This window comes from Bacillus cereus group sp. Sample62 (assembly GCF_036851315.1).
Lineage (GTDB): Bacteria > Bacillota > Bacilli > Bacillales > Bacillaceae_G > Bacillus_A > Bacillus_A wiedmannii.
The window spans coordinates 816,200-842,266 of record NZ_JAFLPK010000001.1 but is presented as its reverse complement, the minus strand read 5'-3'; the positions used below and the strand labels follow the sequence as shown (position 1 = coordinate 842,266).

Below are 26,067 nucleotides of genomic sequence, written 5' to 3'. Positions count from 1 at the left end.
CTTCATATCCACCTGAACAATACTATTCTAAAAAGTGTGATTTATTTACAAAATTAAGATTTATACAAGATAAAAACTAATAAAACACAGGTGTTTCTTTAAAGAATTGTAAACTTTTTGCCCCTTTGTAAAGTTAGTGTAAATTTTACTAGCAAACCGTTTACAGTGCCTCAAGGTTTAGTTAATAATTACAGCGTACATGAAATTTAAGGAGTGGAATGCGTGGAATATAATGTTCAAGATATGATCTTCCAGTTCGTTGGTGGATTAGGTATTTTCTTATTTGGTATTAAATACATGGGCGATGGACTGCAACAAGCAGCTGGAGATCGTCTTCGCGATATTTTAGATCGCTTTACAACAAACCCACTTATGGGTGTACTAGCAGGTATGTTAGTTACTGTATTAATCCAATCAAGTTCAGGAACAACCGCTTTAACAGTCGGACTTGTAAGTGCCGGATTTATGACATTAAGACAAGCAATCGGTGTTATTATGGGTGCGAACATCGGAACGACAGTTACTGCATTTATTATCGGAATTAAAATCGGAGAATATGCGCTCCCAGTTATGGCAGTTGGAGCGATTTTACTATTCTTCTTTAAAAATAAAAAAGTACATTCTGTAGGTCAAGTTGTATTCGGTTTTGGTATGTTATTCTTCGGTTTAGAATTAATGAGCGCAGGTATGAAACCTCTTCGCTCTTTAGAGTCATTCCAAGAGTTAATGGTTAGCATGAGTGACAATCCAATTTTAGGAATTATTGTCGGTACAGTGTTCACTTTAATTGTACAAAGCTCAAGCGCAACAATCGGTATTTTACAAGAACTATTCGGTCAAGGTGCTATTGATTTACAAGCTTCTCTTCCTGTATTGTTCGGTGATAACATCGGTACAACAATTACAGCAGTATTAGCAGCAATCGGTACTTCAATTGCCGCAAGACGTGCAGCATTAGTTCACGTTATCTTTAATATTATCGGTACCATTATCTTTACAATTTTATTAGTACCATTTACAAGTTTAATCCAATATTTCCAAACGTCATTAAACTTAAATCCAGAAATGACAATTGCATTTGCACATGGAACATTTAATGTAACGAATACAATCATTCAGTTCCCATTTATTGCAGTATTAGCATGGATCGTAACAAAAATCATTCGTGGTGAAGATTCATCTATTAACTTCAAACCGCAACATTTAAATCCAATCTTTATTGAGCAATCTCCAGCTATTGCTTTAACTGAAGCTCAAAAAGAGGTTGTGCGTATGGCTGAATTTTCATTACACGGCTTAAAAGAAGCCAATCAATATTTAAATACACAAGACAAAAAGCATGAAAACATGGCTACTCAATTAGAAGGAGCTATTAACAATTTAGATAAAAAAATTACCGAGTATTTAGTTTTACTATCGGAAAAGCCGCTTTCACCTTCAGACTCTGAAAAACATTCCGTTTTAGCAGGTGTTGTTGGAGATATTGAACGTGTTGGTGATCATGTAGAAAATCTTGTAGAACTTGTAGATTTCCAAATTTCAAACCGTGTTTCCCTATCAGACGAAGCACTAGCTGAACTAAATGAAATGCTTGAATTAACAATTTCAACATTACAAGACGCAGTTGAAGCTTTAACAAACTTCGATACTGAACTAGCACAAACGGTTATTGCAAAAGAACGTAAAATCGACCAAATGGAACGTGTTCTTCGTAAACGTCACGTATTACGTCTAAACGAACGTAGCTGTTCAGGTGATGCAAGTATCATCTTCGTTGATATGGTAAGTAACTTAGAGCGTATCGGTGATCACGCTGTAAATATTGCTGATGGTGTTTTAGGTGAACAAGGTAAAATCAATTTAAAACAATCATTATAATAAGAAAAGAGACGCTAACTTAAGCGTCTCTTTTCTTATTTCATATTTACAACAGTTCTTCCTTTTAACTTTCCTTGCAATATAAGTATAAACTTTTCATCTAACTCTTCTAATGTACATTCTTCTGTATAAGATAGTAGCTCTTTATTTTCCCATTCACTTGCTAAAAGCGTCCACACATCTCTTCTCACATCCACTGGGCATTGCACAGAATCGATTCCTAAAAGGCTTATGCCTCGCAAAATAAACGGATATACCGTTGTTTGCAATTCTTGTCCTGCCACATTACCGCACGTCGTTACACAACCACCATACTTTACCGTTTTTAAAGCGGTTTCTAGCATATGTCCACCTACAGTATCGATAACCCCGGCGTATATCCCTTTTAACATTGGTCTTCCTGATTCATCATTCAACTCCGTACGATGAATCACTTGTTTCGCTCCTAGACGTAGTAGCATCTCTTCTTCTTCCATTTTCCCTGTCGCTCCTACTACGTTAAATCCTAGCTTACTTAAAATACTAACAGCTACACTCCCTACGCCGCCTGTTGCACCCGTTACTAAAACATCTCCCATACTAGGCGTTATACCTGCTCCAATAAGCTTATATACTGATAAAGCAGCTGTAAAACCTGCTGTCCCGTACATCATACTTTCCTTTAATGACATTCCCTCTGGTAAAGGGATGATCCAAGATGCTGGCACGCGAATATACTCTCCGAAACCACCAGAAGTATTCATACCTAAATCATATCCCGTTACAATAACTTGGTCTCCTACCTTAATGGTTTCATCTGCACTACTCACAACCACTCCTGCTGCATCAATCCCTGGCGTATGAGGATATGTTCTCGTAACACCTTTATTACCCGTGGCTGAAAGAGCATCTTTATAATTTAATGAAGAATAATGAACCTGTATTAATACGTCTCCCTCAGGTAAACTACTTACTTCTCTCTCTACAACGTTTCTTACAAACTGCTTACTTTCTGTTTCGTTCACAACGATTGCTCGGAATGATGTATGATTCATTATGCTCTCTCCTTTATCCGTAAATTTCTTCTTTATTATATAGAAGAAAGAAGTAAACCTACTCATTTCTTCTTGGCTATATTTCAACAAATCTTACTTCTCTATTACTTTCTCACAATACATATTTTCATTTCTACTAAAACAACTTATACTTATTCTACATCTCAAAAATAAAATATAAAAAATCTGACTTTTTATAAATTTATTGAATTTTTACGAAATGTAAATGATTTGTAATGTCTTTTTTCGCTAAATTTCATTATAATAAGTGGATATGAGTGTCGTATTTCAATCCAAATGAAGGAGTACAGGAAATGGAGCAAAACCCATCTTTGCAAGAAAATACACGTAGTAAACCGAAAAAAAGTAAGAAAAAAACAAAAATTATTATAAGCGTTATTCTATTCTTTTTAATAATAGGTGGCGGTTATACTTGGTTTTTAGTAAATAAAGCATCTTCTGCTGTTCGAAATGCCGCACACGATTTAGCGCGCGGTGATAAATCTGATTTACGTGATAAAGCTGTAAAACCTATCACAAATAACGTCTCTGTCTTAATCATGGGTGTTGATGAAAGCGATGTCCGTGGGAAAGAATATGGTGAAGCTATAAGAACGGATGCACTATTACTTGCAACGTTTAATAAGGATAGCAAAACTGTAAAACTATTAAGTATTCCACGAGATACATATACTTATATTCCAGTGGAAAAGAAAAAAGATAAAATTACACACGCTCATGCATACGGTTCTACTAAAAACGGAAAAGATGGTGGACCACAAGCAAGTATTGATGCAGTTGAAAAATTAATGAATGTTCCTGTCGATTACTTTGTAAAGTTTAACTTCAAATCATTTATGAAAATTGTCGATGATTTAGGCGGTATTGAAGTCGATGTACCAGTTGAATTTACTGAACAAGATAGTAATGATACTGCTGATGCGATTCACCTGAAGAAAGGTGTTCAAAAGCTAAATAGTGAAGAAGCTCTTGCTCTTGCTAGAACGCGACACATTGATAGTGATGCAATGCGTGGACAACGTCAACAGCTCGTTATTGAAGCAATTTTAAAGAAACTAACAAGCGTTGGATCTGTAACAAAAGTTGGTAACATCATTGATGATATTAACGGACAATTCGTTACTAACTTAACATTCGATGATATGCTTTCATTCTATAAGTACGGATCGGACTCAGAAATTGAGAAATTACAAATTCAAGGTGAAGACTGCTATATGGAAAAAGGTGACGATACATGTAGCAAATCTGCTGGTGGCGGCCGAACATATTACTACAATCCAGATAAAAAAGAATTAGCAAATGTAACAAACCAACTTCGTGCTCACCTTGGATTACCTGCATATACAAAAACAGACTCTGATTCAAAGAAAACAAGCACAGAGAAAACAAAAGAATCTAAGTCGGAAAATTCAAGTGAACGCGAATCAAGTAACAACGAATCTAAAAATAAGAATAAAAATAGCAGTGAAGACACAGAAACATCGTCTAACGACAATGAATAAAAAAGAAGCAGTTCTCTATGGAGGTAGAGTACTGCTTCTTTTTATTTCTCCGAAACCAAAAATCAGAACTTTCTAACTATCTTTTTTAATATTTTTAAATTATAATAAATAGTAGCAATCTATTCCAATTATCAGGGGGCTCATACATATGAAAGCTGCAGTAAAACACAACATCTCAGATTTTAAAGACTACTTAAAATCAAACGATATATTCATGGAAGAAAATATAGATGAAAATGATGGTTCTGTTCATTTTTCAGTAGGATTAGAGACAGAAGCTGGCGCAAAAATTCAACTTATCGCTGCTTTCCAAAACGAACATCCTACTGTAGATATATACTGCTTCAATGTTGCTCACGTACCTGATGCAACGTCAACAAATGATATTTTGCATGTTATCAATGAATTAAACACATCTTATCGATTTGCAAAATTCACATTAAACAAGCAAAATGCAATTGATATTTCAGCATCGCTTGCATTCTCAGAACCAAACTTTAATCCAGCACTTGTCTTTGAACATACGAGAATGCTATATAAATTAGCAAATGACGAATATAAAAACTTAATGAAAGTTATTTGGGCATAATCAACCTGTCCTCAAATAACGAGAGAAATAAAAGGATGGGCTGCAAGCAGCGCCATCCTTTTATTTCGATATCATATCAATCCACATCTTAACAGCAGTGCCTACAATCAAAATCGATAACATATATTGTAGTGCTTTTTGATTGATCCTCTTCCCAACTCGCGCTCCAAGCGGCGCAGCAAAGATACTTGCAATCGCAATAATAAGAGCTGGAATTACAACTACTTGCCCAGTTATCACTTTTCCAGTCGTAATCCCTATTGAGGAAATAAACGTAATAGCGATAGATGTCGCTATTGTTGTACGTATTGGCAATTTTAAAATGACTAGCATAATTGGAACTAAAAGGAACGAACCTCCAGCACCTATAATGCCTGATGCTCCGCCTACAATAAACGCTAACAAACTTGCTAACCATTTATTATATTTCACTTCATTACCATTATTACGTTTCGGTACGAACATCATAATAGCAGCAATTGTCGCTAACGCTGCATAAACAACATTGACCGTATGTTCCTCTAATACGTTAGCACCAAAACTACCTATGAAACTTCCTATTAAAATACTAGCTCCCATATACACAACTAGCGTTTTATCCATATCATTACTTTTCCGATAAGCCCATGCACCTGCAAAAGTTGCAAAGAATACTTGCACCGCTGTAATACCACTCACTTCATGTGACGTATAACTAGTAAATCCTAGCAATACCGGAATGTATAGGATCATTGGATAATTAATAATCGCACCGCCAATTCCAACCATTCCTGATATAAACGATCCTATAAACCCAATTATAAAAAGTAATACGACTAAACTCACCTTATATCCCCCGCCTTCTAAAAAGAAGGTGATTTAAATGAATAAGTTTACATTCCCATCCGAAGCATCTGCTAAATAAGCTCCTACTCCTGCAAACTCTACCCCTTCCATAATCTCTTCCTCTTTTAACCCTAATAAATCTACCGTCATTTGACAAGCTACAAGTTTAATCCCCTGTTCTTTCGCTAAATCCATTAAATCTGGTAAAGGCATCGCATTATGTTTTTTCATAATACCTTTAATCATCTTTGGTCCCATACCGGCAAAATTCATTTTTGATAATCCCATCTTATCTGCACCACGTGGCATCATTTTTCCAAATACTTTTTCTATGAAAGTTTTCTTTACCTTCACATGTTCATCTTTCCTTAAAGCATTTAATCCCCAGAAAGTATGAAAAATAGTCACTTCTTGATCATACGCCGCTGCACCATTTGCAATAATATAAGCAGCCATCGCTTTATCGTAATCTCCGCTAAATAAAACGATTGTTGTTTTCTTCTGTTGTTCCATGTTGTTCTCCCTCCAATTACCTATAGGGGTATTTGATTATTTATAAAAAGGCTCAAATCATTTATCTCTGTACTATACGACTTTCCCTTCCCACGCTAACATGCCACCTACCATATTGATCACTTGAAAACCATAACTTTCTAAAAACTGAACGGCTCTTGCACTTCTTCCGCCTGAACGACAAACGATAATATATTCCTGCTTTTTATTTAGCTCATGCATACGAAATTCCAATAGTCCTAGTGGGATATTACATGCTTCTGGAATTTTCCCTTCAGCTACTTCTTCTACTTCACGTACATCCACAATATTTACTGCTTCTTTACGTAATAATTTTTCTTCTAATTCTTTTGCTGTCATTTCTTTCATTTTAAAGTCCACTCCTCACAAACCATTCATACCACCTGAAACATTTATAACTTTCTGAAACCCTAATTTTTTTAACATTTTTGCTGCTTGTTTACTTCTCATCCCGCTCTGACAAATAACGATTACTTCCTTATTCTTATCTAATTGATTTGTCTTACTAGCTAACTCATTTAGCGGGATATTTTGAAACCCTTTCATATGATTTCCTCTATATTCACCTACTGTACGAACATCGATAAAATACTTTCCCTGTTTTCCTACTATACTTTTTAATTCTTTTCCGTTTATATTTTGAACACCTTTCACAGGTAAAAAACGTGAAATAACAAACCATGCAGCAAGTACAATGAAAAGCGTACTTAATATTGTGTTCATATAACCAACCTCTCTGCATTTATAAAAATACTATGCCTTCTTAATCCAAAACTTCAGCACATCAGCTTCTTCTACATGCTTTACGATGTCATGACCACCTTTATTTGCCCATGCTGGAATATCCTTAACTGACCCTTTATCCGTTACATGTACTTCTAAAACTTCTCCCGTTTGTAAAGCATCCATCGCTCTCTTCGTTCTTACAATCGGCATTGGACATGCTAAATCTTTCGCATCTAATACTTGTTTTACATTCATCATCTATTCCTCCAGTTTGTTATTTTTATCCCGCCATTTGCGGGCAGTAATACTCCATTTCAAAATTCATCTGTAAAAACGTTAGGCTATAGTAGGGATATCCCTACTGATTAAAGCTGTATTTTATAATGAATCGTGCACTGCACAACGATTTGGACCAACCTCCATTTCGCGCTCTTCATCCACACTCGGATGAATCTTACCCATATTCGTTTGACGGATTTCTTCATATGCATTTGGCTGAGGCGGTAAGTTTTCTGTTACAGTTTTACGGAACTCTACCTCATCTACAATATTTAATCCTACATTCTCTTTAAATAGATCTTGTAAGTTCGCACTCACAATGCCTCTTTCATCCATTTCACTTATTTTTGAATAATGGGCTGGTAAAACAATTAAATCTTGAGACAGCTCCTTATAAAGTGTATATAACGTATTTCGTAAATCACTCACCCAATCTTCAGCTTTTCCAGCAAGATCTGGACGCCCGATTGAATCTACAAATAAAATATCGCCTGATAATAAATAGGAATCATCTACAATAAATGATGTACTCCCAATCGTATGCCCCGGTGAGTATAACGCGTCAATTTCAATTTTAGTACCTCCCACCGTAATAACAGATCCTTCTACAAGCGGTTCGTATGAGAAAACGACTTCCTCGGCATCTTTTGGAGGTAACCAATACGTACCACCGACTTTTTCAGCTAACTTACGCCCTCCAGAAATATGGTCTGCATGTAAATGTGTATCCATTACATTCGTAATCGTAACAGCATGCTCTTTCGCAAACTCTTCGTACGCTTCAACTGTTCTTACTGCATCAATAACTGCTGCTTCACCATTTGAAACGACCATATAAGATAAACAGCCTTTTCCAAGACGGTTAAATTGATATATACTTCCTCCGCCCTGTATATCTCCTACTTTTAACGGCTTTACATATTCACTCCAAGCCTTCATACCACCAGCTAAATAATAAATGTTTTCTAATCCAGCCTCTGTTAATTGCTCTGCTACAAATATAGAAGACCCTTCTTTTGCACATACTACTAAAACATCTTTGTCTTTAGGTAATTCACTTACAATATGATCTACACCATCTAGCAAATCAAAATACGGTTTATTTATAGATGAGATTTGTTTTCCTTCAATTTTCCAATCTTCATAATCTGTCTCATTACGAACATCTAAAATAAATAACTCTCCGAATAAAACTTTCTCTGCGACATCTTTTGCTTGTAATGATTTAACGCTCATCTTCTTACCCCCTGAGGTATATTTTCATTTAAAAAAATTTAATTCTCTATATTCCCTTGCCACTCTACCATACCTGGAATGACATTTTTCACATTTGCATAACCTTGCTCTTTCAACATTTGGCAAGCTACATCACTGCGATTACCAGTTCGGCAAACAACATAAATTTGTTTCATCTTATCTAATCCTGCGCTTTCTAGTTCACCTAATGGCACCGAAATGGCAGTTGGAATATGACCAAAGGCGAATTCCGCCGCTTCACGAACATCTACTACAGTACACTCTTCACCACTTAATAATATATTTTGCAATTCCGCATTCGTAATTGTATGAGGATACTTCACTACTTCATTCACTTCATGCTCATGTGCTTTTCTAACGTAATGCATCAAAATATCGCCCTCTTGTTTCGTCCCGATATATTGATGTCCTATTTTGTTCGCCCAACTTTGTATATCTACAGTAGACCCTTTATCTGTTGCCTTAACTTCAATCACTTGCCCTGATGCCAATCCTTCCATCGCCTTCTTCGTTTTCACAATCGGCATCGGACAAGCCAAACCTTTACAATCTAAACTCATATCCACTTTTATACTCATAGTCGATTCCTCCACAATTTATATGCATATACCTGTAGGGGTATATTAAAATGTTTTTGAAAATCTGTCAACACTTACGTTTGACAGATTATCGGCTTTTTACAAGTAATTGAACAGCTTCTTTAATTAACTCTTCATTTGAACCATTACCACTTTCAAACTGTTCACGTAAACATTGCTCTAAATTTGTTCCAACAACAAGTCCAATTGTACGATCAAGTGCGGAACGAGATGCCGTTAACTGTGTAATAACCTCTCGGCAATCTTTTCCTTCTTCCATCATACGAAGCACACCACGAACTTGGCCTTCAATACGTTTTAATCTATTTTTCATATCTTGATTATATTCCATTGTATAATCACCTCATTACCATTATGTCACCATTTATAACCTATGACAATATATTATACCCCTACAGGTATTTTGTAAACCCTTATTTTAAATTTCCACCTTATATATTCGCAAAACATAAAGTGAAACCTTAATCTATAGGCTTTCATCTTCCACCAAATTTTGAAGTGGAAGATGAAAAAACATCAATATATAATACGGTCTGGTAAGACTGTACCGTACAATTTAAAGCCACCATCTACATTCTTTACCTTATATCCTTTTTCCATTAACATGCGCGCTGCAACATACCCTCTCATGCCAAGTTGACAAGTGATATATATTTCTTTATCCACTGGCACTTCATTCAAACGATCACGTAATTCATCTAACGGAATATTAATAGAACCTTTAATCATTCCTTGTTTTAGTTCATTAGGCTCTCGAACATCAATAAGATATCCACCGTTTTCAACAATACGATCTATTTCATGCCATTGTACTGTGTCCACAAAACCATCTACTATATTACTTGCTGCATACCCCACCATGTTTACCGGGTCTTTTGCAGAAGAATAAGGCGGGGCATATGATAATTCTAAATCTGGCAAATCAATTACAGTTAAATTTGCTTTTATTGCCGTTGTGATAACATCGATACGCTTATCTACACCGTCACGCCCTAACGCCTGCGCTCCGTAAATTTTTCCGCTATCTTTATTAAATATTAATTTTATTAGCACTGGCGTAGCATTCGGGTAATAACCAGCATGAGAATTTGCCTGCACATGCACTACCTCATAGGGTATATTTAATCGTTTTAATATTTTCTCATTTACTCCAGTCGAAGCAACTGTTAAATCAAAAACCTTAGCTACAGAAGTTCCCAGCGTACCTTTATATAAAGAATCCGTATGACCATGAATAATATCTGCTAACATACGACCTTGACGATTAGCCGGCCATGCTAAAGGAATCATCGTTTCTGTTTCAGTAACAAAATCTTTCACTTCAATCGCATCACCAATTGCATATATATGTGGATCCGATGTTTGAAATCTCTCATTTACTTTTATCGTTCCTCTAACTCCTAGCGCTAATCCTGCATCTTTCGCTAAACTACTCTCTGGTTGTACACCAATTGCTAAAATAATCATATTTGTCTCTATGATTGAACCGCTTTTTAAACGTACAACAGTCCCGCCTTCTTCCAATGCATCTACACCATCTTCAAAAACAAGCTCAACATTGTGATTTTTCATATGCTCATGCACATATGCTGCCATTTCATAATCGATTGGTGGCATTACTTGATTCGCCATCTCTACAAGAGTAACATCCATTCCTCGTTCTCTTAAGTTTTCAACCATTTCCACTCCAATAAATCCGCCACCAATAACCGTCGCATGACGTGGTTTCTTCTCATCAATATACGCTTTAATACGATCTGTATCAGGGACATTTCGTAACGTAAACAACGCCTTCACTTCTTCAATACCTGGAATAGATGGAACAATTGGTTTTGCCCCTGGTGAAAGAATTAACACATCATATTCTTCGTTATATGTTTCATTTGTCATTACATTCTTTATAGTAATTTTTTTCTCTTCTTTATTAATTTGTATTACTTCGCTCAATACACGTATATCTAAATTAAAACGCTTAGACATCTTTTCAACAGTTTGTACTAATAATTTTTGTCTTTCTGTAATGACACCGCCAATATAGTATGGTAACCCACAATTTGCAAATGAAATATACTCACCGCGCTCCACCATAATAATTTCATCATCTTCACTTAAACGACGAAGCCTTGCAGCTACTGATGCTCCGCCAGCAACTCCACCTACTACAACTATTTTTCTAGACATATTTCAAACCTCCATCTTATTTATTATTGAATTTTCTCATATATCACATACACAAAACCTATACCTGTATGGGTATATGATAGAGTATAAAAAATTTAATTTCAATCAATATGTCTTTCTTTCACAAATTCGAAACAAATAAAAAAGAACTTAGACCTCTCCAAGTTCTTTACGAATGAATCAATCCATCGTTCCATTGTCATACTTCCTATAATCTCTTTGTAAAACTATAATCCATGTTCCCACCTAGCGCTGCCGCTGTATCACCAGTTTCTCTAAAATCATGTGTATATATTTTTTCAAATGAACCGAAATCTACTTGCTTATAAAATTCAAAACAAGGGAATCCATCATGCTCTCCTTGAATATCCATACTACCATCCTCTTTCACACATACATGTAATACATAATCCACAGGAGGTGCATAGACATTTAATGGATTACTTGCACTCGCACTCATTTTGAATTGCACATCATCTGCATTCCATACAATATCAGTACACACAATATTTTCTGTACTTGCTTTCCCTGTCCTTTTACTCACAGAACCATCTGGACTTGTAATCTTCTCGGTCGTAATACCCGTGTTCGCATATGAAAACACTTCTTCTTTATAGAAATCAACTACTACCTCTTGCTCAACTCTAGAGCGCATCGTATTTACCGCATGTGGTGTAAATTCACGCGAATCACCTTCGAATTGAATTACTTTTCCTGTTTCCATATCCTTCTTAGCTTCTGTCCAAGAAATTGGGATAAATACACTGGCTCTAATTTTCACGATATTAGTCATAAGAAACACCTCTATAATTTTATTTTAGATACTGAATACTATTGAATAAAACAGACCATAATTTCAATCCTAAAACCAATAGATTTCTCTTTTACTTTTCTACTTCCTTCTAAAAAATAGTGCTATATTTATGTTTAGACTGTCATTTTAAAGCTATATTCCATCTCTCCAGCCAGTGCTGCTGGAGTATCATTTGTTTCTCTAAAATCATGTGTATACATTGATTCAAACGGACCAAAATCTACTTGTTTATAAAATTCATAGCAAGGAAAACCATCATGTACACCTTCAACATGCACAGTACCACTTTTATTAACTCGTATAGCCAACAAATAATCAGCTGCAGGTGCTGCCGCATTTAACGGATTACTGGCACTTGCTCTCATTTCAAATGAAACTTCATCCTCACCCCATACGATATTAGTACATACAATATTTTCTGTACTTGTTTCTCCCTTTTGATACTCAATTGAGCCATCTGGATTTGTAATCTTCACTGTGACGATACAAGCATCTGCATATGTAAAAATTTCTCTTTTATAAAAATCAATATTCACTTCTTGTTCTAATCTTGAACGCTTTGCGTTCACAGCGTATGGTGTAAACTCACGTGCATCTCCAGCATATTCAAATGATCTTCCTGTTGCAGGATCCTTAATAGGTTCCAACAATGCATATGGTGCAAAGACACTCCCTCTAATTTTTAAGATATTAACCATGTGAAACCTCCATTGATTCTATTTATATAAATCATTATTTGTACTATACAGGATATAGTCAATTTGATTGACCATATCCTGTATAGTACAATAGGTTTCATATATAGTCAACTTAATTGACTAGAATTGTGGAGGTTATACATGAATCATCAAACATTTAACGAACTAGACCTTACTTCACTTTTATCATTATCTTTCAGTACATTAATTACTGAACTACATGACAGATTAAGTGAATTGGGATTTGAGGATATTAGGCCAGCACACGGTTTTATGTTCAAACGTATCCTTTCTAACGGAGCAACAGGTATAGAACTAGCTGAGTATTTAGGAATTTCTAAACAAGCTGTAAGTAAAATGATCGATTCTCTTGAAAACAGTGGTTATGTCACGCGCAAAACGCATCCTACTGATAAAAGAGGTAAAATCATTATTTTAACCGAACGTGGTTTAGCAGTAATGAAAGCAAAGGAAGAAATAGTAGCTGAAATAGAGCAACGATGGATTGAAAATATAGGTGCTGAACGAATGCAAATGCTCAAAGAAGACTTAACAACATTCGTTACTAAAGAAAATACAGGGAAATTATCATCAAATATACGACCTGTTTGGTAAACAAAAACTCCATATAAAAACGAATCCACTTTGATGAGTCCTTTTCAAAATGGATTCGTTTTCTACAGTTTTATTAATAATTATTGCTTCTTTTAAATTTCTTATCAAATATGCAAGAGTCTATATTTTACGTATTATATAATTCCATAGCTCTCTGCACGACTAATTCTGCCGTATTCTCTTCCGGTGGCATCAATAAATCCGTAACACACCCATATACAACAGGGTTTAATTCAACTTCGTATCCACCATATATAAACTCTTCTCTTGTCGGTAAATAACCAATATATCCATTCGTATATCCACCTAAAAAAGCTATTTCATTTTGAAGACGCTCTTTCACTTCTAAAGCTGTTTCTGAAAAAGGTTCCATCGGTATACCAAAGAACATACCATCATTAATTTGAAACAGTTGAACTTCTAAATCAATACTTAACTGCCGAATACCTTGCTTATATTTCTCTAAAATTATAGTAAGCCATTCATCCGTATTCACACCCCACTGCTTCTCAACTAATTGGGCCATACTTCGTATTTCATTAACTTCAGGAATATCTTTCAACTTCATTTGCATCGTGCTTGAAACTGTCCTTAAATTTACAATTGGGCTATATGCAACTGTTGGCAACATCGTTAATACATGTCCACTAAGCATGTAAGCCATTTGTGTTAATGCTTCCCTTGAACCGCGATACTTCGCATTTACATTACCAGCAGCTCCTTGCATAATAATAACAGGACAGTTTACGATTTTCTCAAGAATCTCCCTCGTCATTCCAGGATAATCCGCTGATAATACATCGCTATCACCTTTTAAAACATTCGGATGCGCAGTACAAAATACTACAATCCCAGATAGCTCCTTCGTTTCAGCATTTCTTATTGCCAACATGCCAATTCGTTTATCTACAACACCCTCTATATTTGTTCCCATCTTTGCTCTTCCATCAGATGTTCTCTCTCTTCGGTTGACACCAATATCACCTGTCGTAACACCCCATCCAACTTCGCACAACTTCAAATTGTTATTCGCAGTAACAGCACCTTGCACTACATTATTTACTAAAATCGGTTTATACGACTTTACTAAAGGTTGCTCACCAACAGTTTCCGGACCAGAGTGTGTATGTGTATAAACAACTGTTATTCGCTCAAATGGTACATGAAGCCTACTCGCTACTCGCTCACGAATCATGTTCGTATCTTCTACTAACATCCCAATATTATCAATACTTATAAACACCGTTTTCATTTCATCTTTTTCAAATACAAAAATCGTCCCATAAATATGCTCTTCAATATTATTTATTCCTGTCTCTCTATGGTATCCGACAAAATCAATACCTACAGGCGGTGTAATATCAACCTTACAAACCCCTATTTTGCTCATTTGAACCGCTCCATTTCTCTATGTAACTCCCTTGTTTCAAGAATAGCATATTTACCTTGTTTCAAATAAAAAGAACGGACATAGCATTCTATGTCCGTTCTTTTCATCACACATACTTCCGATGCACCATCTTCCCATCATAAGAAAATACAACACCCTTACTCTCCACAATCGACTCCATATGCACCGTTCTTCCCCATAATTGATGAAGGTATGGCAATACTTTTTCTAAGTATTTTAAATCGAGCTCAATTCCTTCGTAACTATGTTTAATGTACAATTCTCCGTTCTTTAAGTAGTCTCCGTCTTCTACTACTAAGTACGGGAAGCCACCATTTGTACGCATATTTACGAGCTGATCACGTACCTGTTCCCACTCTTTATCTATTACTTTATACTCTTTTCCTTGGCGCTGGAATAAGTACATATCTTCTCTCATTACGAGATCTTTGTTTAAGTAGTTTCTTAAGAACGATACATCCCATTCAATTTCGCGTACTTCAAATATTTTGTCACGACCAGAACCTGGTTTTACACCGCGTCGTTTCATTTCTTCTGTCGGGTTGTTGTAGCGTTCTTCAATATCTTCAAACATTTTAATACCGAGGTAGTATGGGTTAATGCTTGTTTTTGATGGTTGAACTACACCTGCATTAAGCTTTGCGAATTCAATCGCTTCAGAAGATGTTAAGTCCATTTCACGGAGTATGCGTTGATGCCAGTACGAAGCCCAGCCTTCGTATTCCTAAGGTGCTTTATCATATGAATTACTAATACTTATATTAACCTAGGACATCAACCACACTATTTCCGATCAACATAACAAATTTGACCAAAATTCCTTATGTTACTTTATAGTATTCAACATGTCCTTCACTTTTTTATTATAAGTTACAACTCTTAAACTTAAATTTGCTATAAATGATTTATTTAAATATAATCTATTCTATATGTTATTTATTAAACCGTTAGGATATACAGATATATTTTATATACTAAGAACCTATACCTTACTTCGATTAACCTAAATCATGTTATTATTTTTTGTTCTTTGTACTATTTAAACCGAAAGGGCGTGATAAGATTTGACTGAATTAAGACAAGTTTTCAAACAACTATTCTCAGAAAAATTAGCTTCAGAAAATCTACAAGAATCTTATGTATTTACTAAGAGTGCCAAAATAGAAGAAAATCCTCCTATCGATAATTTAAGAGCAATCATTGGGGCAAGTGGAAACTATTTTTCAGATACTATAGGAACACACCCTGATTTTATTGATTTAAAAGAAGGTGAACATAGATATCAATATATTTGCTCTGTATTTGTTGATATTTCTGGTTCTACCCGGCTAGGGGTAAAATTCGACTTAGAGAAAGTGAAATTTTATAAAAATGCTATTCTTAGATCAGCTATCGAGATTTTCAGACTTTTTAACGCGCATATTCACCGTTTACAAGGTGATGCTTTATTTGCATTTTTCGGTCACAAAAACATGAAAAAATCCGATGCCATAATAAACGCCTTAAACGCAGCTTCATTATTACAAGAATTCAATAGAACAGCTTTAACAGAATTCTTTGAGCAGCATAATTTATCTCCTTTAAAAATTAGAATAGGAGTCGATATAGGTAATGATGAACAAGTTCTTTGGTCTCATTATGGAATTGATCATATTTCAGAAATTACATCGACAAGTATTCATACTGACTTAGCTGCCAAACTCCAAAATAAAGCTACTGGAAATGGGATTATGCTTGGAGAAAATGCTTATAAATTCTTAGATTTACCTAATGAATTTTATGAAGTTAGAACTTTTTCTCTAAATGGAGAAAATAAAAAAGAGTATTATATTATTCAAAATCCTAACTATTCAATGAGATGTTTCAAATGGGAAGAATACTTAGAACATTTCTTATATATTCCCAAGAAAAATCATGAACAAGATAAATTATTATCATCTCCAGCCAATATTAAATTAACATGCGAGGTTACAGAGAATAATATACCACAAGAATACATTTTTAATAGTCGAGCATTGAATAAAGATCTGGATATAAAATTTTCACTAACCTTACATCCTACCGTTAAACCCTTAGTTCACGATATAAGATGGTTTATAGAAAACCGTGGAGAAGAAGCTACTTCTGCTTCTACTTTAAGCTTCGAAATGGAAAAACATCGTGGAAAATATTACTGCAATCAAGTTACAAAATACAATGGGCACCATTATATGATTTGTAGACTCTACAATAATAGAGGAAATTTAATTGGAGAGGAAAAATTCGGAATATACATTAATGATGAAACTCGAAACTTTAAAGATTTGTTACAAACCCTTACTATAAGTGAAAGGCAGTTAGAATATGGAACAAAATAACACCCAATTAGAATCCGCTACACTGTTTGATTACCATAAACATAACCTTGTTTATATCGGTGATAATATTAAATTTGCCGATGGCAAATCTGGAATATTGTTAACTGTCAATATCGCTCTTATATCTTTTATATTCCAGATGATCAAAAACATTTCTTTTCCTATTCAAAATTGGCATGGAATAGTCTTAAATTTATCGATTTTAATCGCTTTACTATTTTTACTTTATTCTGCATTTCAATTTGTTTCAGTTTTATTGCCAAGATTCCCAAAAACACGAGAATATTATATGTCATGGGGAGGAATGGCAAGTTTTACCTTAACAGAATACATAAGTAAAATTTCTTCTATCACCCATGAAGAATTACTACACGATATGGCTAAACAAAATCACGATTTAGCAAAAATATGTGTTATAAAATATGAAAAATTACAGAAGGGCATAACATGCTTTATTTTAGGGAGTGTACTATGCGGTTTAATTTATATGTTAAGTTAAAAACCCTTAACCCTAATGTTTAAAATGAACCGCTGGATATCCAGCGGTTCATTTTAAACATACTTTCGATGCACCATCTTCCCATCATAAGAAAAAACAACACCTTTATTCTCCACAACCGACTCCATATGCACCGTTCTTCCCCACAGTTGATACATATAAGGTAATACTTTCTCTAAATATTTCAAATCAAGTTCAATTCCTTCATAATAATGCTTTAGGTATAGTTCACCAGTCTTTAAATAATCGCCATCTTCAACCATCAGATATGGAAAACCACCGTTTGTTCTCATATTTACGAGTTGTTCTCGTACATGTTTCCAATCTTTATCTACTACTTTATATTCTTTTCCTTGCCGTTGAAATAAGTACATATCTTCTCGCATAACCAATTCTTTCGTTAAATAATTACGAATGAATGATGTGTCACTGTCCAGCTCACGCACTTCAAAGATCTTCTGTTTACCTGACCCAGGCTTAACCCCTCTTCGTTTCATTTCTTCAGTCGGATTGTCATAACGTTCTTCAATGTGTTCAAACATTTTAATTCCTAAATAATACGGATTAATGCTTGTTTTAGAGGGCTGAACAACTCCAGCATTTAATTTTGCAAATTCAATTGCTTCGCTTGAAGTTAAATCCATTTCTCGTAAAATCCTTTGATGCCATAGACTTGCCCAGCCTTCATTCATAATTTTCGTTTCCATTTGCGCCCAAAAATAAAGCATTTCCTCACGCAACATGGTTAAAATATCTCGTTGCCATTCTTCCAATTCACGACTGTATTCTTCGATAAACAACAATAAATCTTTTTCTGGTTGCGGCGGGAATTTCTTTTTCTTACGAATAAGTGGGGATTCTCGATTTTTCTTCTCATCATCTAATCCCCATAAATCATCGTAAACAGTTTTTCTTGTTTCTTCTTTTTCTTCCACATACATATCATCCATTGTCCAGGCTAGTTTATTTCTTACTAATGAAGGATCAATGTGTTCTTGTATCGCCAGTACCGCATCTAAGAACTCTTCGACTTCCTGTCTTCCATATTCATGTTCATATGCTTTAATTCTTTCTGCGGTTGCAGCCATACTTTCTACCATATCTCGCTTTGTATTTGAAAAACGAATATTATTTTTAAAGAAATCACAATGCGCTAAAACATGTGCAACAATTAATTTATTTTGAATGAGGCTATTTGTGTCCAATAAAAAAGCATAACACGGATTAGAATTGATAACCAACTCATAAATTTTACTTAATCCTAAGTCATACTGAAGTTTCATCCTAAAAAATTGTTTTCCAAAGCTCCAGTGTGAAAAACGTGTTGGCATACCATATGCCCCAAATGTATAAATAATTTCGGCTGGGCATACTTCATATCTCATCGGATAAAAATCCAGTCCAAATCCTTTTGCAATTTCTGTGATCTCATCAATGGCACGTGCAAGTAAACGATCCTCTGTCATTATAATTGTCCCTCCTCTTCTTCTATACACTAAATGTATGAAACAAGGAGTTAAAAGATGAGACAAGTTTTTCTCATTTTCATGAAATTATTTTATAGTATTTCCTACAAAAAAATAGGAAATACTATAATAGAAAGGCGCTCAATGTGAAAAAAACATTGGGTTGCACACTTGTTGTTGGATTTCTATTATCAGGAGTTCCAAGTGTTTTTGGTAACCAAAATTATGCATCTCAAGATACTAGTTATACTGAAGACAATCAAAAATTACGTAATTACACTTATAAATCCATTTATACACCTCTCAAAGGAACAAATGATGCTTATCGAATAAAATATATTATTGTGGATTCTGAATCCAAAACAACACTTTGGATTGGAGAAAAGTTTAGAACTAAAAAGAGTACATAACAAAATAAGCTAAAACGATAAAAAGCACCTGTATATACATGTGCTTTTTATCCTCTGAGTTTGTAAGGTGAAACAACTCATTTTCAGTATAGTGGGTCTAACTGTTGTAAGTAATTATATTTTAAATCCCATACAAACTTACATTTTTGTTTATTTATTAGTCAGTGTATACATCCGCAGCATCTGATAATAATACTCCTCATGTAAATATGCATTCTTTTTCTTTTTGTAATACAAAATCCATTTCCGTAAAAAATGTGGCTTTGTATTTAGCTTTTCTCCTTCTACTTTTAACTCTCGAAACATTGATATCCAATATGGAAAAGTATCTTTCCCCTCCTGATAAAATGTAGGATATACTAAATTTTCAAGAATGGTAACAAGTTGATTATCATTAGAACATATAGATATAGACTGTTTGGCACTATCATATGTAGGAACAAAACCCATTTCTCTTATGCTGTTTTCTAATTGATATAAATGTTTCCTAAATAATTGTTGTTCTTTTTCCAATTTCCCATTAGATTTATACACCCAAATCTTAGCCATCACATAATCAATGTTTAAAATTTTTGCTATAACACTTCTATGTGTTCCACCGTCGTCTACATAATAAACATCTAAGTCTTCATAGTAATTAAAAGTAATGTCCGATTCCCGTAGTACAAGATTCTTAAATTTTTCAATCCCATCTATTTGAATCCTTTGTAAATTTTGGGTGGATCTATCCAATCGATATAATTGATTCAGCCATTTCCCTTCTCTTCTCCTAGAATTTTCAACACCCATAAATTTATCAATAGGTACCAATGTGTATGTACTTGTATCCTCCGCTGAAAACCATTGCTTCAATGGAATTGGTGGGACATCCATTTGTTTCATGTTTTGCAGTTGTTGATTATCAATAAATTGAAGAAGAAATTCATCCGTGTGTATATCTAATTGTTGTTTTTGTTCTAAAAGTTTTATCTCTGTTTTTACTGGTCGAAGAGGTTCTTTTTCAATTTTTGGAAGGGACAGTTCTGGTTTCACTGCTTTTTTAGGCAACTTTGTTTCTGCATTGTATCCATGCTTTCGATATTTAATATCGATATCTTTAACATGTAATACAATAATTCTCTTTTCCTCATAAAAACTAACAATATTCCCTTTTATGAGGGCTAGTTTCCGATTTCCATCAGCTTCTTTACTAATCCATTCTATTAAACTTTTTACAGTTTTTTGGAATCTCTTTTTCCCTTTCCCTTGATGGACTAGCATGATTCGAATTTCATTTGGCTTTTTTTTATACTCAGGATAAGCATACGTATACCCTTTTTCCTCTAGGAGTTTCAATGTCCCTTGATCTAAATACCCCTCAACAATAAAGGAATTCTTTGGTTGTTGCTCCCATATCGTTTCATAATCCCATCTTTTATAAAACATATTTGCAGTATATAACTGCCTTAATGTATGTTTAATCATTGCATCATCTTCACTATTCAATAATTCAATTAAATCAGCAATCGTTCGAATATATGTGTTCTTAGTTCCACTAACTGTTCTTGTGATAACTTTTTCAGGAACTTCTAGTACCCTATTCCCTTTTGTAGATCGTTGCTTATCTCCTTCTGTTTTTATTTTTTTTTCCTTAATTTCAAACATATCACTCTCATCAATTTGAACAACTGCTTTTTTATTTTTCGGTATATTTCTTATTCGTTCTTTAATCGGAATGATTTCTAGATGATATGAACAATCCGGACAATGTTCTTCCTCTTGCTTCAAATGAAAAGCCGGATTTCTTTTCCTTCCCACTGCCTTCACCTTAGCATTACAATCACATTTAAAATAATTTTCACAATAAAGGGTATATCCTGTAATTTCTCCTAACTCACGTATTGAAATAGCTTCTTGAGGTTCAATATATCGAGTCTCATCTCCCAAAACATAAACTGCCTTGGGCATCGCTTCTGTACTCCTTGCCATAATTACACCCCGCTACTATTAATCTCCATTTTCAGTACCTATAACTGCCATAATCCCATTTTACTACAAATAAAAAAGAAAATTTTTATTACCATCTGTTTAAAAAGTTTGAGTTCTCTAAAACCTAGATACTAGTAATAACAAACATAGTTATTACGAATAATAACTTTCTTTTTCGTATGATCTTCTTATTAATATTTTCACTTTGGTTTATTAAAAATTCATTTGTTAATAAACCAAATAATAATTTGGTTATATCTATTTAATAAAAAAACTCCCCGTATAGTATTTGTGTAACATCCCCTCATTAAAATTACATTTGTAACATAAAAAAAGTAACATTATACACTTCAATCCTTATAATTCAATATACTAAATAAAAATCGTTTTCATTCTACAAATCTTTGAAAATAGAACAGGATCGGATAATCTCTAAAACCGAGCTTGCCTCTTCTCGATTTTCTTAAAACCGAGAACTGTTAAAATCAAAAACACTGTAATGATACGAAATAGACCAGAATCCTTAAAACCACTAGGGACAAACACTCTTTGTCCAATGTTTCTCGGTAATAGAAAATGGCAGGGATCGCTGGCACTTTCTATTACCGAGAATTATCCTGAGTCTATATTAATGGTATTGCGCCAAAACCGAGAATTTATTTGTCACTTGAAGTAGTTTCATAGAAAATATACTACCGACTACTATCGAATTGACACGTGATTTGGTTAAACTCTCCTGTTGACTTTTATTACTCATTGTTTAAACTAGCTTGTCCAATATCAAAATAACTTGTCCATCCATTAGCATATCAGCTTTTTCTCTAAAATTATCACCCTAGCTTGTACACACCTTGATACATCAAGACATAGCATCATATATTTGTGGTTATTTCCTCTTACGATTTTAACTAGGATTGTATAAAAAAATTCATTATACAATGACTCAATAACACCACTTTCTATTCCATTTTCTCACAAATCGTTCTTAACGTGGAAAACTTTTGATAAGAAATTAACAAGCTATACACTTCGTACAAAAAGAAACCCACCTATATTTGAATAAATAGGTGGGGTATCAATGGATTAAATTTTCATATACCTCATAACGTAAACTCAGATCTTTTCTCACGTACACACCTTGAAGAAATTGTAGTAAAAAATTACGTACAGATTGTATCTGCTCTTCTTCAAGCGAAAAATGAAAAATCTCATCCTGAACTCCATTTTCTAAAACATAAATGGAATTCTTTAATTTCTTTAGTTTTTCTTTTAACATCTCCTGTTGCCGTTTCCCGTCTTCCAGTTCACTATACTTCTTTGATCTTCCTGTTAACAACATTTCAATTAACTTATTATTCGGATTTTCCACCTGTTCGTCCTGCGTATCAATGTCTTTCTGATCCTCCATGCTTTTATCAATCTCCATCTTTCCTGTCATTACGTCCTCATACAACTGACTAATCTTCACATCTAACTTATAAATATTATTTAATAATTTCATTTGTGTATTCTCTAATTCTTGTTGTGTTTGAGAAATGGATTCACATTCTTCTTCAATATTTCTTTTTGTTTTTTGTATAAAATCTTCACGGTGTTTTTCAAGTGTATTTTTTATAATCGGTACCATATGTATTTTAAACTTTTCATGAATGGTTTCCATTTCTAATTTCAATTTACACTTTTTACATTCATATATCATTTTTCCGTACTTTATCTTTTCTCCACTTTTACGTTTATTTGTAGTTCGTTGATTTTTTGTTCTAAAAGGACTTTGACACTCTTCACAAAATAAAATATCACGCAACCAAAAAGGTGTATTTATTTTTCTTACTGTATGACTTTCTCTTCGCTGCAAATATAACCGAAAACAAAATTCCCACTCCTCTCTCGGCATAAACATTTGAATACTTTCTTGTTTTTCAGACCAAGTCCAATCACTCATATTTACATTCAATTTCCCTTTACTATATCGATTCATCGTTAAATATCCCGAGTAGAAAGGGTTTGTAATAATATATTTAATTTTATCCTTGTACCACTTTTGTGTGACATCCCACTGTCCCGAAGATAACTTATCAGTAATCTGTTGTAACCCATAACCAAGTTTAAACAGCCGGAAGATCTCCACCACAACTCTTTTCTCTTTTTCTATCATTATGAAGTCTCCTGTACTTTTGTCATAGGAGTATCCATAAGGTGCTTCGCCGCCAATCCATTCCCCTCTTTCTACTTTACTTTCAAACGTATCTCTTGTTCGCTCAGCAGTAATCGCTGGCTCAATTTGTGTCAAAGCATCTTTCACTGTCTGCGGAACAATTTCTCCTTCCGTATATATTTCTTTGGTACTACTAAGGATCACTGGTATCCCTAACTTATTCATTTCTCTTCTGAATTCATAATGTTCTTTTGTATTACGAGCAATACGATCACTCTTATATGAGATAATAAAATCAAATTTCTTTTTTCTAGCATCACGAATCAATCGTTGGAATTCTTCTCTTTGTTCTGCGGTGTTTTTCACAGCTGAAGTTTTCTGATCAATGTATTTATTGTCTTCCTGCCATTCACAACCGTATTCTTCTAAAACATTTTTCGCTGAATGTACTTGCATGCTCTCGTCTTGCTGATCCGTTGAATACCTAGCATAAAAAGCCGCTTTACTCCCCGTTTTTATTACATCTTCAATTCGTTGATACTTCTTCTGGTTCACAATACACCTCCTGTACCATCATAAATGGGTGCTTAAACACAATATGATATTCATAATCACTGACAAAAATGGTTTCAATGATATCATGATAAAACTCTTTTCGTTGTTCTTCTTTCAATATCAATATTGAATTTTCATATTGTAATTCTTTACACCAACGTTCTGCCTGTTCTTTTATATTTCGTACTTCATACAGACGTTTTTGCAATTTTAATAATCGCTCTCGTTCTTCTTTTAGTTCATCATACAAAGTGTTCATTTCTTCTTGATGGTGACTTTTTTCTTTCTTTAACCAAATATCTATTTTTTTAGAAAATTTATATTCACATGTTTTAACGATTTTTTCTTGATTTGCAATCCATTTCTTTAATCTTTCAATATTTTTGTATTGACCTCGTCTATACAATTTCTCAAAATCATCTTGTAACATCTTAGTGAAAAATTCTTTTGCATGTTTTAATACATCTTTTTCAATTTGATCTACAATTAGAAAAACATTATGTTCCTTGCATTCATATACCTTATATTTTTTTCCGTTACGCATTCTTGTATTTGTAGATAATTCTTTTCTACACGCATGACATTTTAAAAGTTCGGTTAATGGAAAATAAGCTCTCTCTTCTGTTCGTGTCCTTTTGATACTCATACCTAACACTTTATCGTTTACTTCATTCCATTCACTTTCGGATACAATAGATAAATTTAGTAAATATTTTAAATTCCTTTGATCATTGAATACCATTCTTCGAGTCCCCATATATAGTGGGTTAGAAACTGTATCTATAATTAATTGCTGGTGCCACTTTGTATTCCTTTTTAGTTTTCCTCTTTCATTCAAATCCTTATAAAGTTCTTGTAACGTTTTAAATTTATCATCTAAAATACAGTCATATATTTCTCGTACAATAGCTAATTCCTCGTCTACTTTCTCAATGACCTTTTCATCATCTTTTACTTCGATTTTATAACCAAATGGTAAATTTCCCGCCGACTTCCCCGACATGAAATTTGCAATTCGGGTTTCCATAATACGTTCTGCAATTTGTGTTCCTTCATGCTCTGCAATTGCACCTAGAATGCTCTCAATATATTCTCCCATAGGTGAATACATCATAGGAATTTCATTCCCGGAAGCAAAACAAACTTTGATATTATATTTTTTGAATAGCTCATATAATTTCAGATGTTCACTTAAATCCCGAGCTAGTCGATCACGTTTGTATACAAGTATTCGATCTACGATTCCCATTTCTATATCTTTTATTAGCTTCGCCATTGCTGGACGTTCCAATAATGTAATTTTCCGAGATGAAATATATTCATCAATATATTCCTCATCTATTGGTATTTTCTTTTGCATACTGTAGTGAACAACTCTTGAACGTTGCATCAGAATTGAATTTTCTTGAAGTGATGTAGAACTTCTATAGTAAGAAATCGTTTTTTTCATTGCTTTCATTCACCTTCCTCTCTATTTTCAATATACGTTTGTCCATGGCATTTAGAAGTTTCTTGTAGCAACTTTTCTTTTACACACTCCATGTATAACTCAAACCATTTTTCTGTTGCCTGTGGATTATGAACATATTGTATTGATCCCAATTGTAACTCTTTTACTTCCTTACTCTTTTTCATTTCATTCACTTCTTTCTATATAAAGTAATTCCATCAACAGTATAGGCATTTACAAATAA

General features: G+C 34.0%; 25 protein-coding genes and 1 pseudogene. 7 read left to right on the top strand and 19 right to left on the bottom strand.

What is annotated here, in order from left to right:
• The first annotated feature begins 222 nt into the window (after positions 1-222).
• Positions 223-1,878 carry a Na/Pi cotransporter family protein gene (locus J0835_RS04300; protein ID WP_087979528.1) on the top strand — a complete coding sequence of 552 codons (1,656 nt, stop codon included), beginning with the start codon at positions 223-225 and terminating at the stop codon, positions 1,876-1,878.
• A 35-nt stretch (positions 1,879-1,913) separates the two neighbouring features.
• On the opposite strand, the gene J0835_RS04295 is transcribed toward J0835_RS04300, so the two are convergent.
• The gene (locus J0835_RS04295) at positions 1,914-2,912 is read right to left on the bottom strand and encodes a YhdH/YhfP family quinone oxidoreductase (RefSeq protein ID WP_001016994.1); all 999 of its coding nucleotides are present in this window, start codon (positions 2,910-2,912) and stop codon (positions 1,914-1,916) included.
• Positions 2,913-3,226: 314 nt separating this feature from the next.
• Here J0835_RS04295 and J0835_RS04290 point away from each other — a divergent pair, with 314 nt between their 5' ends.
• Together J0835_RS04290 and J0835_RS04285 are read left to right on the top strand one after the other, a co-directional pair.
• Entirely contained in the window at positions 3,227-4,435 is a 1,209-nt protein-coding gene (locus J0835_RS04290; protein WP_087979527.1) for an LCP family protein, read from the top strand.
• A gap of 148 nt (positions 4,436-4,583) precedes the next feature.
• Positions 4,584-5,024, top strand: a complete 441-nt coding sequence (locus J0835_RS04285) for a hypothetical protein (RefSeq protein WP_000642356.1) — start codon at positions 4,584-4,586, stop codon at positions 5,022-5,024.
• Between the two features lie 60 nt (positions 5,025-5,084).
• Here J0835_RS04285 and J0835_RS04280 read toward each other — a convergent pair whose 3' ends face one another.
• The 11 genes from J0835_RS04280 to J0835_RS04230 form a co-directional block, all read right to left on the bottom strand.
• Positions 5,085-5,849 carry a sulfite exporter TauE/SafE family protein gene (locus J0835_RS04280; RefSeq protein WP_087979526.1) on the bottom strand — a complete coding sequence of 255 codons (765 nt, stop codon included), beginning with the start codon at positions 5,847-5,849 and terminating at the stop codon, positions 5,085-5,087.
• Positions 5,850-5,882: 33 nt separating this feature from the next.
• Positions 5,883-6,362: a DsrE/DsrF/DrsH-like family protein gene (locus J0835_RS04275; RefSeq protein ID WP_000437730.1), complete on the bottom strand. Its 480-nt coding sequence runs from the start codon at positions 6,360-6,362 to the stop codon at positions 5,883-5,885.
• A gap of 72 nt (positions 6,363-6,434) precedes the next feature.
• Positions 6,435-6,731 (bottom strand): rhodanese-like domain-containing protein, encoded by a 297-nt coding sequence (locus tag J0835_RS04270; protein ID WP_087979525.1) that lies wholly within the window; start codon positions 6,729-6,731, stop codon positions 6,435-6,437.
• A 15-nt stretch (positions 6,732-6,746) separates the two neighbouring features.
• On the bottom strand, positions 6,747-7,106 hold the full coding sequence (locus J0835_RS04265) for a rhodanese-like domain-containing protein (RefSeq protein WP_087979524.1): 360 nt from the start codon (positions 7,104-7,106) through the stop codon (positions 6,747-6,749).
• A 30-nt stretch (positions 7,107-7,136) separates the two neighbouring features.
• Positions 7,137-7,367 carry a sulfurtransferase TusA family protein gene (locus J0835_RS04260; RefSeq protein ID WP_078419570.1) on the bottom strand — a complete coding sequence of 77 codons (231 nt, stop codon included), beginning with the start codon at positions 7,365-7,367 and terminating at the stop codon, positions 7,137-7,139.
• A gap of 120 nt (positions 7,368-7,487) precedes the next feature.
• Complete coding sequence (locus J0835_RS04255; protein WP_087979523.1) at positions 7,488-8,624, bottom strand: MBL fold metallo-hydrolase; 1,137 nt, start codon at positions 8,622-8,624, stop codon at positions 7,488-7,490.
• A gap of 38 nt (positions 8,625-8,662) precedes the next feature.
• Positions 8,663-9,223 (bottom strand): sulfurtransferase TusA family protein, encoded by a 561-nt coding sequence (locus J0835_RS04250; protein WP_087979522.1) that lies wholly within the window; start codon positions 9,221-9,223, stop codon positions 8,663-8,665.
• Positions 9,224-9,311: 88 nt separating this feature from the next.
• Positions 9,312-9,575 (bottom strand): metal-sensitive transcriptional regulator, encoded by a 264-nt coding sequence (locus J0835_RS04245; protein ID WP_000456206.1) that lies wholly within the window; start codon positions 9,573-9,575, stop codon positions 9,312-9,314.
• A 185-nt stretch (positions 9,576-9,760) separates the two neighbouring features.
• Complete coding sequence (gene cdr / locus J0835_RS04240; protein ID WP_087979521.1) at positions 9,761-11,425, bottom strand: CoA-disulfide reductase; 1,665 nt, start codon at positions 11,423-11,425, stop codon at positions 9,761-9,763.
• 208 nt (positions 11,426-11,633) lie between these two features.
• The gene (locus J0835_RS04235) at positions 11,634-12,218 is read right to left on the bottom strand and encodes a DUF3238 domain-containing protein (protein WP_087979519.1); all 585 of its coding nucleotides are present in this window, start codon (positions 12,216-12,218) and stop codon (positions 11,634-11,636) included.
• A 134-nt stretch (positions 12,219-12,352) separates the two neighbouring features.
• Entirely contained in the window at positions 12,353-12,937 is a 585-nt protein-coding gene (locus J0835_RS04230; protein WP_087979518.1) for a DUF3238 domain-containing protein, read from the bottom strand.
• Between the two features lie 141 nt (positions 12,938-13,078).
• On the opposite strand from J0835_RS04230, the gene J0835_RS04225 reads away from it, so the two are divergent.
• A complete protein-coding gene (locus tag J0835_RS04225; protein WP_087979517.1) occupies positions 13,079-13,552 on the top strand; it encodes a MarR family winged helix-turn-helix transcriptional regulator in 474 nt (157 codons plus the stop codon).
• A gap of 127 nt (positions 13,553-13,679) precedes the next feature.
• On the opposite strand, the gene J0835_RS04220 is transcribed toward J0835_RS04225, so the two are convergent.
• Together J0835_RS04220 and spoVR are read right to left on the bottom strand one after the other, a co-directional pair.
• Positions 13,680-14,942 (bottom strand): neutral/alkaline non-lysosomal ceramidase N-terminal domain-containing protein, encoded by a 1,263-nt coding sequence (locus J0835_RS04220; RefSeq protein ID WP_087979516.1) that lies wholly within the window; start codon positions 14,940-14,942, stop codon positions 13,680-13,682.
• Between the two features lie 106 nt (positions 14,943-15,048).
• A pseudogene (gene spoVR, locus J0835_RS04215) lies at positions 15,049-15,681 on the bottom strand (stage V sporulation protein SpoVR); the annotation flags it as partial.
• A 346-nt stretch (positions 15,682-16,027) separates the two neighbouring features.
• Here spoVR and J0835_RS04210 point away from each other — a divergent pair.
• Positions 16,028-17,320: a nucleotide-binding domain-containing protein gene (locus tag J0835_RS04210; protein ID WP_000137917.1), complete on the top strand. Its 1,293-nt coding sequence runs from the start codon at positions 16,028-16,030 to the stop codon at positions 17,318-17,320.
• Positions 17,307-17,819, top strand: coding sequence for a Pycsar system effector family protein (locus tag J0835_RS04205; protein WP_000437364.1), 513 nt, complete (start codon positions 17,307-17,309; stop codon positions 17,817-17,819). Before J0835_RS04210 ends, J0835_RS04205 begins: the two co-directional genes overlap by 14 nt.
• Before the next feature lie 53 nt (positions 17,820-17,872).
• Here J0835_RS04205 and J0835_RS04200 read toward each other — a convergent pair whose 3' ends face one another.
• Positions 17,873-19,285 carry a SpoVR family protein gene (locus J0835_RS04200; protein WP_000133859.1) on the bottom strand — a complete coding sequence of 471 codons (1,413 nt, stop codon included), beginning with the start codon at positions 19,283-19,285 and terminating at the stop codon, positions 17,873-17,875.
• 146 nt (positions 19,286-19,431) lie between these two features.
• Between J0835_RS04200 and J0835_RS04195 the strand changes: the two genes are divergently transcribed.
• On the top strand, positions 19,432-19,695 hold the full coding sequence (locus J0835_RS04195; protein ID WP_000751715.1) for a hypothetical protein: 264 nt from the start codon (positions 19,432-19,434) through the stop codon (positions 19,693-19,695).
• A 150-nt stretch (positions 19,696-19,845) separates the two neighbouring features.
• On the opposite strand, the gene J0835_RS04190 is transcribed toward J0835_RS04195, so the two are convergent.
• The 4 genes from J0835_RS04190 to J0835_RS04175 form a co-directional block, all read right to left on the bottom strand.
• On the bottom strand, positions 19,846-21,663 hold the full coding sequence (locus J0835_RS04190) for a hypothetical protein (protein WP_002074604.1): 1,818 nt from the start codon (positions 21,661-21,663) through the stop codon (positions 19,846-19,848).
• A gap of 1,075 nt (positions 21,664-22,738) precedes the next feature.
• Positions 22,739-24,373: a recombinase family protein gene (locus J0835_RS04185; protein ID WP_001072158.1), complete on the bottom strand. Its 1,635-nt coding sequence runs from the start codon at positions 24,371-24,373 to the stop codon at positions 22,739-22,741.
• Positions 24,345-25,832 (bottom strand): recombinase family protein, encoded by a 1,488-nt coding sequence (locus tag J0835_RS04180; RefSeq protein ID WP_000646469.1) that lies wholly within the window; start codon positions 25,830-25,832, stop codon positions 24,345-24,347. The genes J0835_RS04185 and J0835_RS04180 overlap by 29 nt, the downstream gene beginning before the upstream one ends.
• Positions 25,829-26,008 carry a hypothetical protein gene (locus tag J0835_RS04175; protein WP_000748562.1) on the bottom strand — a complete coding sequence of 60 codons (180 nt, stop codon included), beginning with the start codon at positions 26,006-26,008 and terminating at the stop codon, positions 25,829-25,831. The genes J0835_RS04180 and J0835_RS04175 overlap by 4 nt, the downstream gene beginning before the upstream one ends.
• Positions 26,009-26,067: the final 59 nt, after the last annotated feature.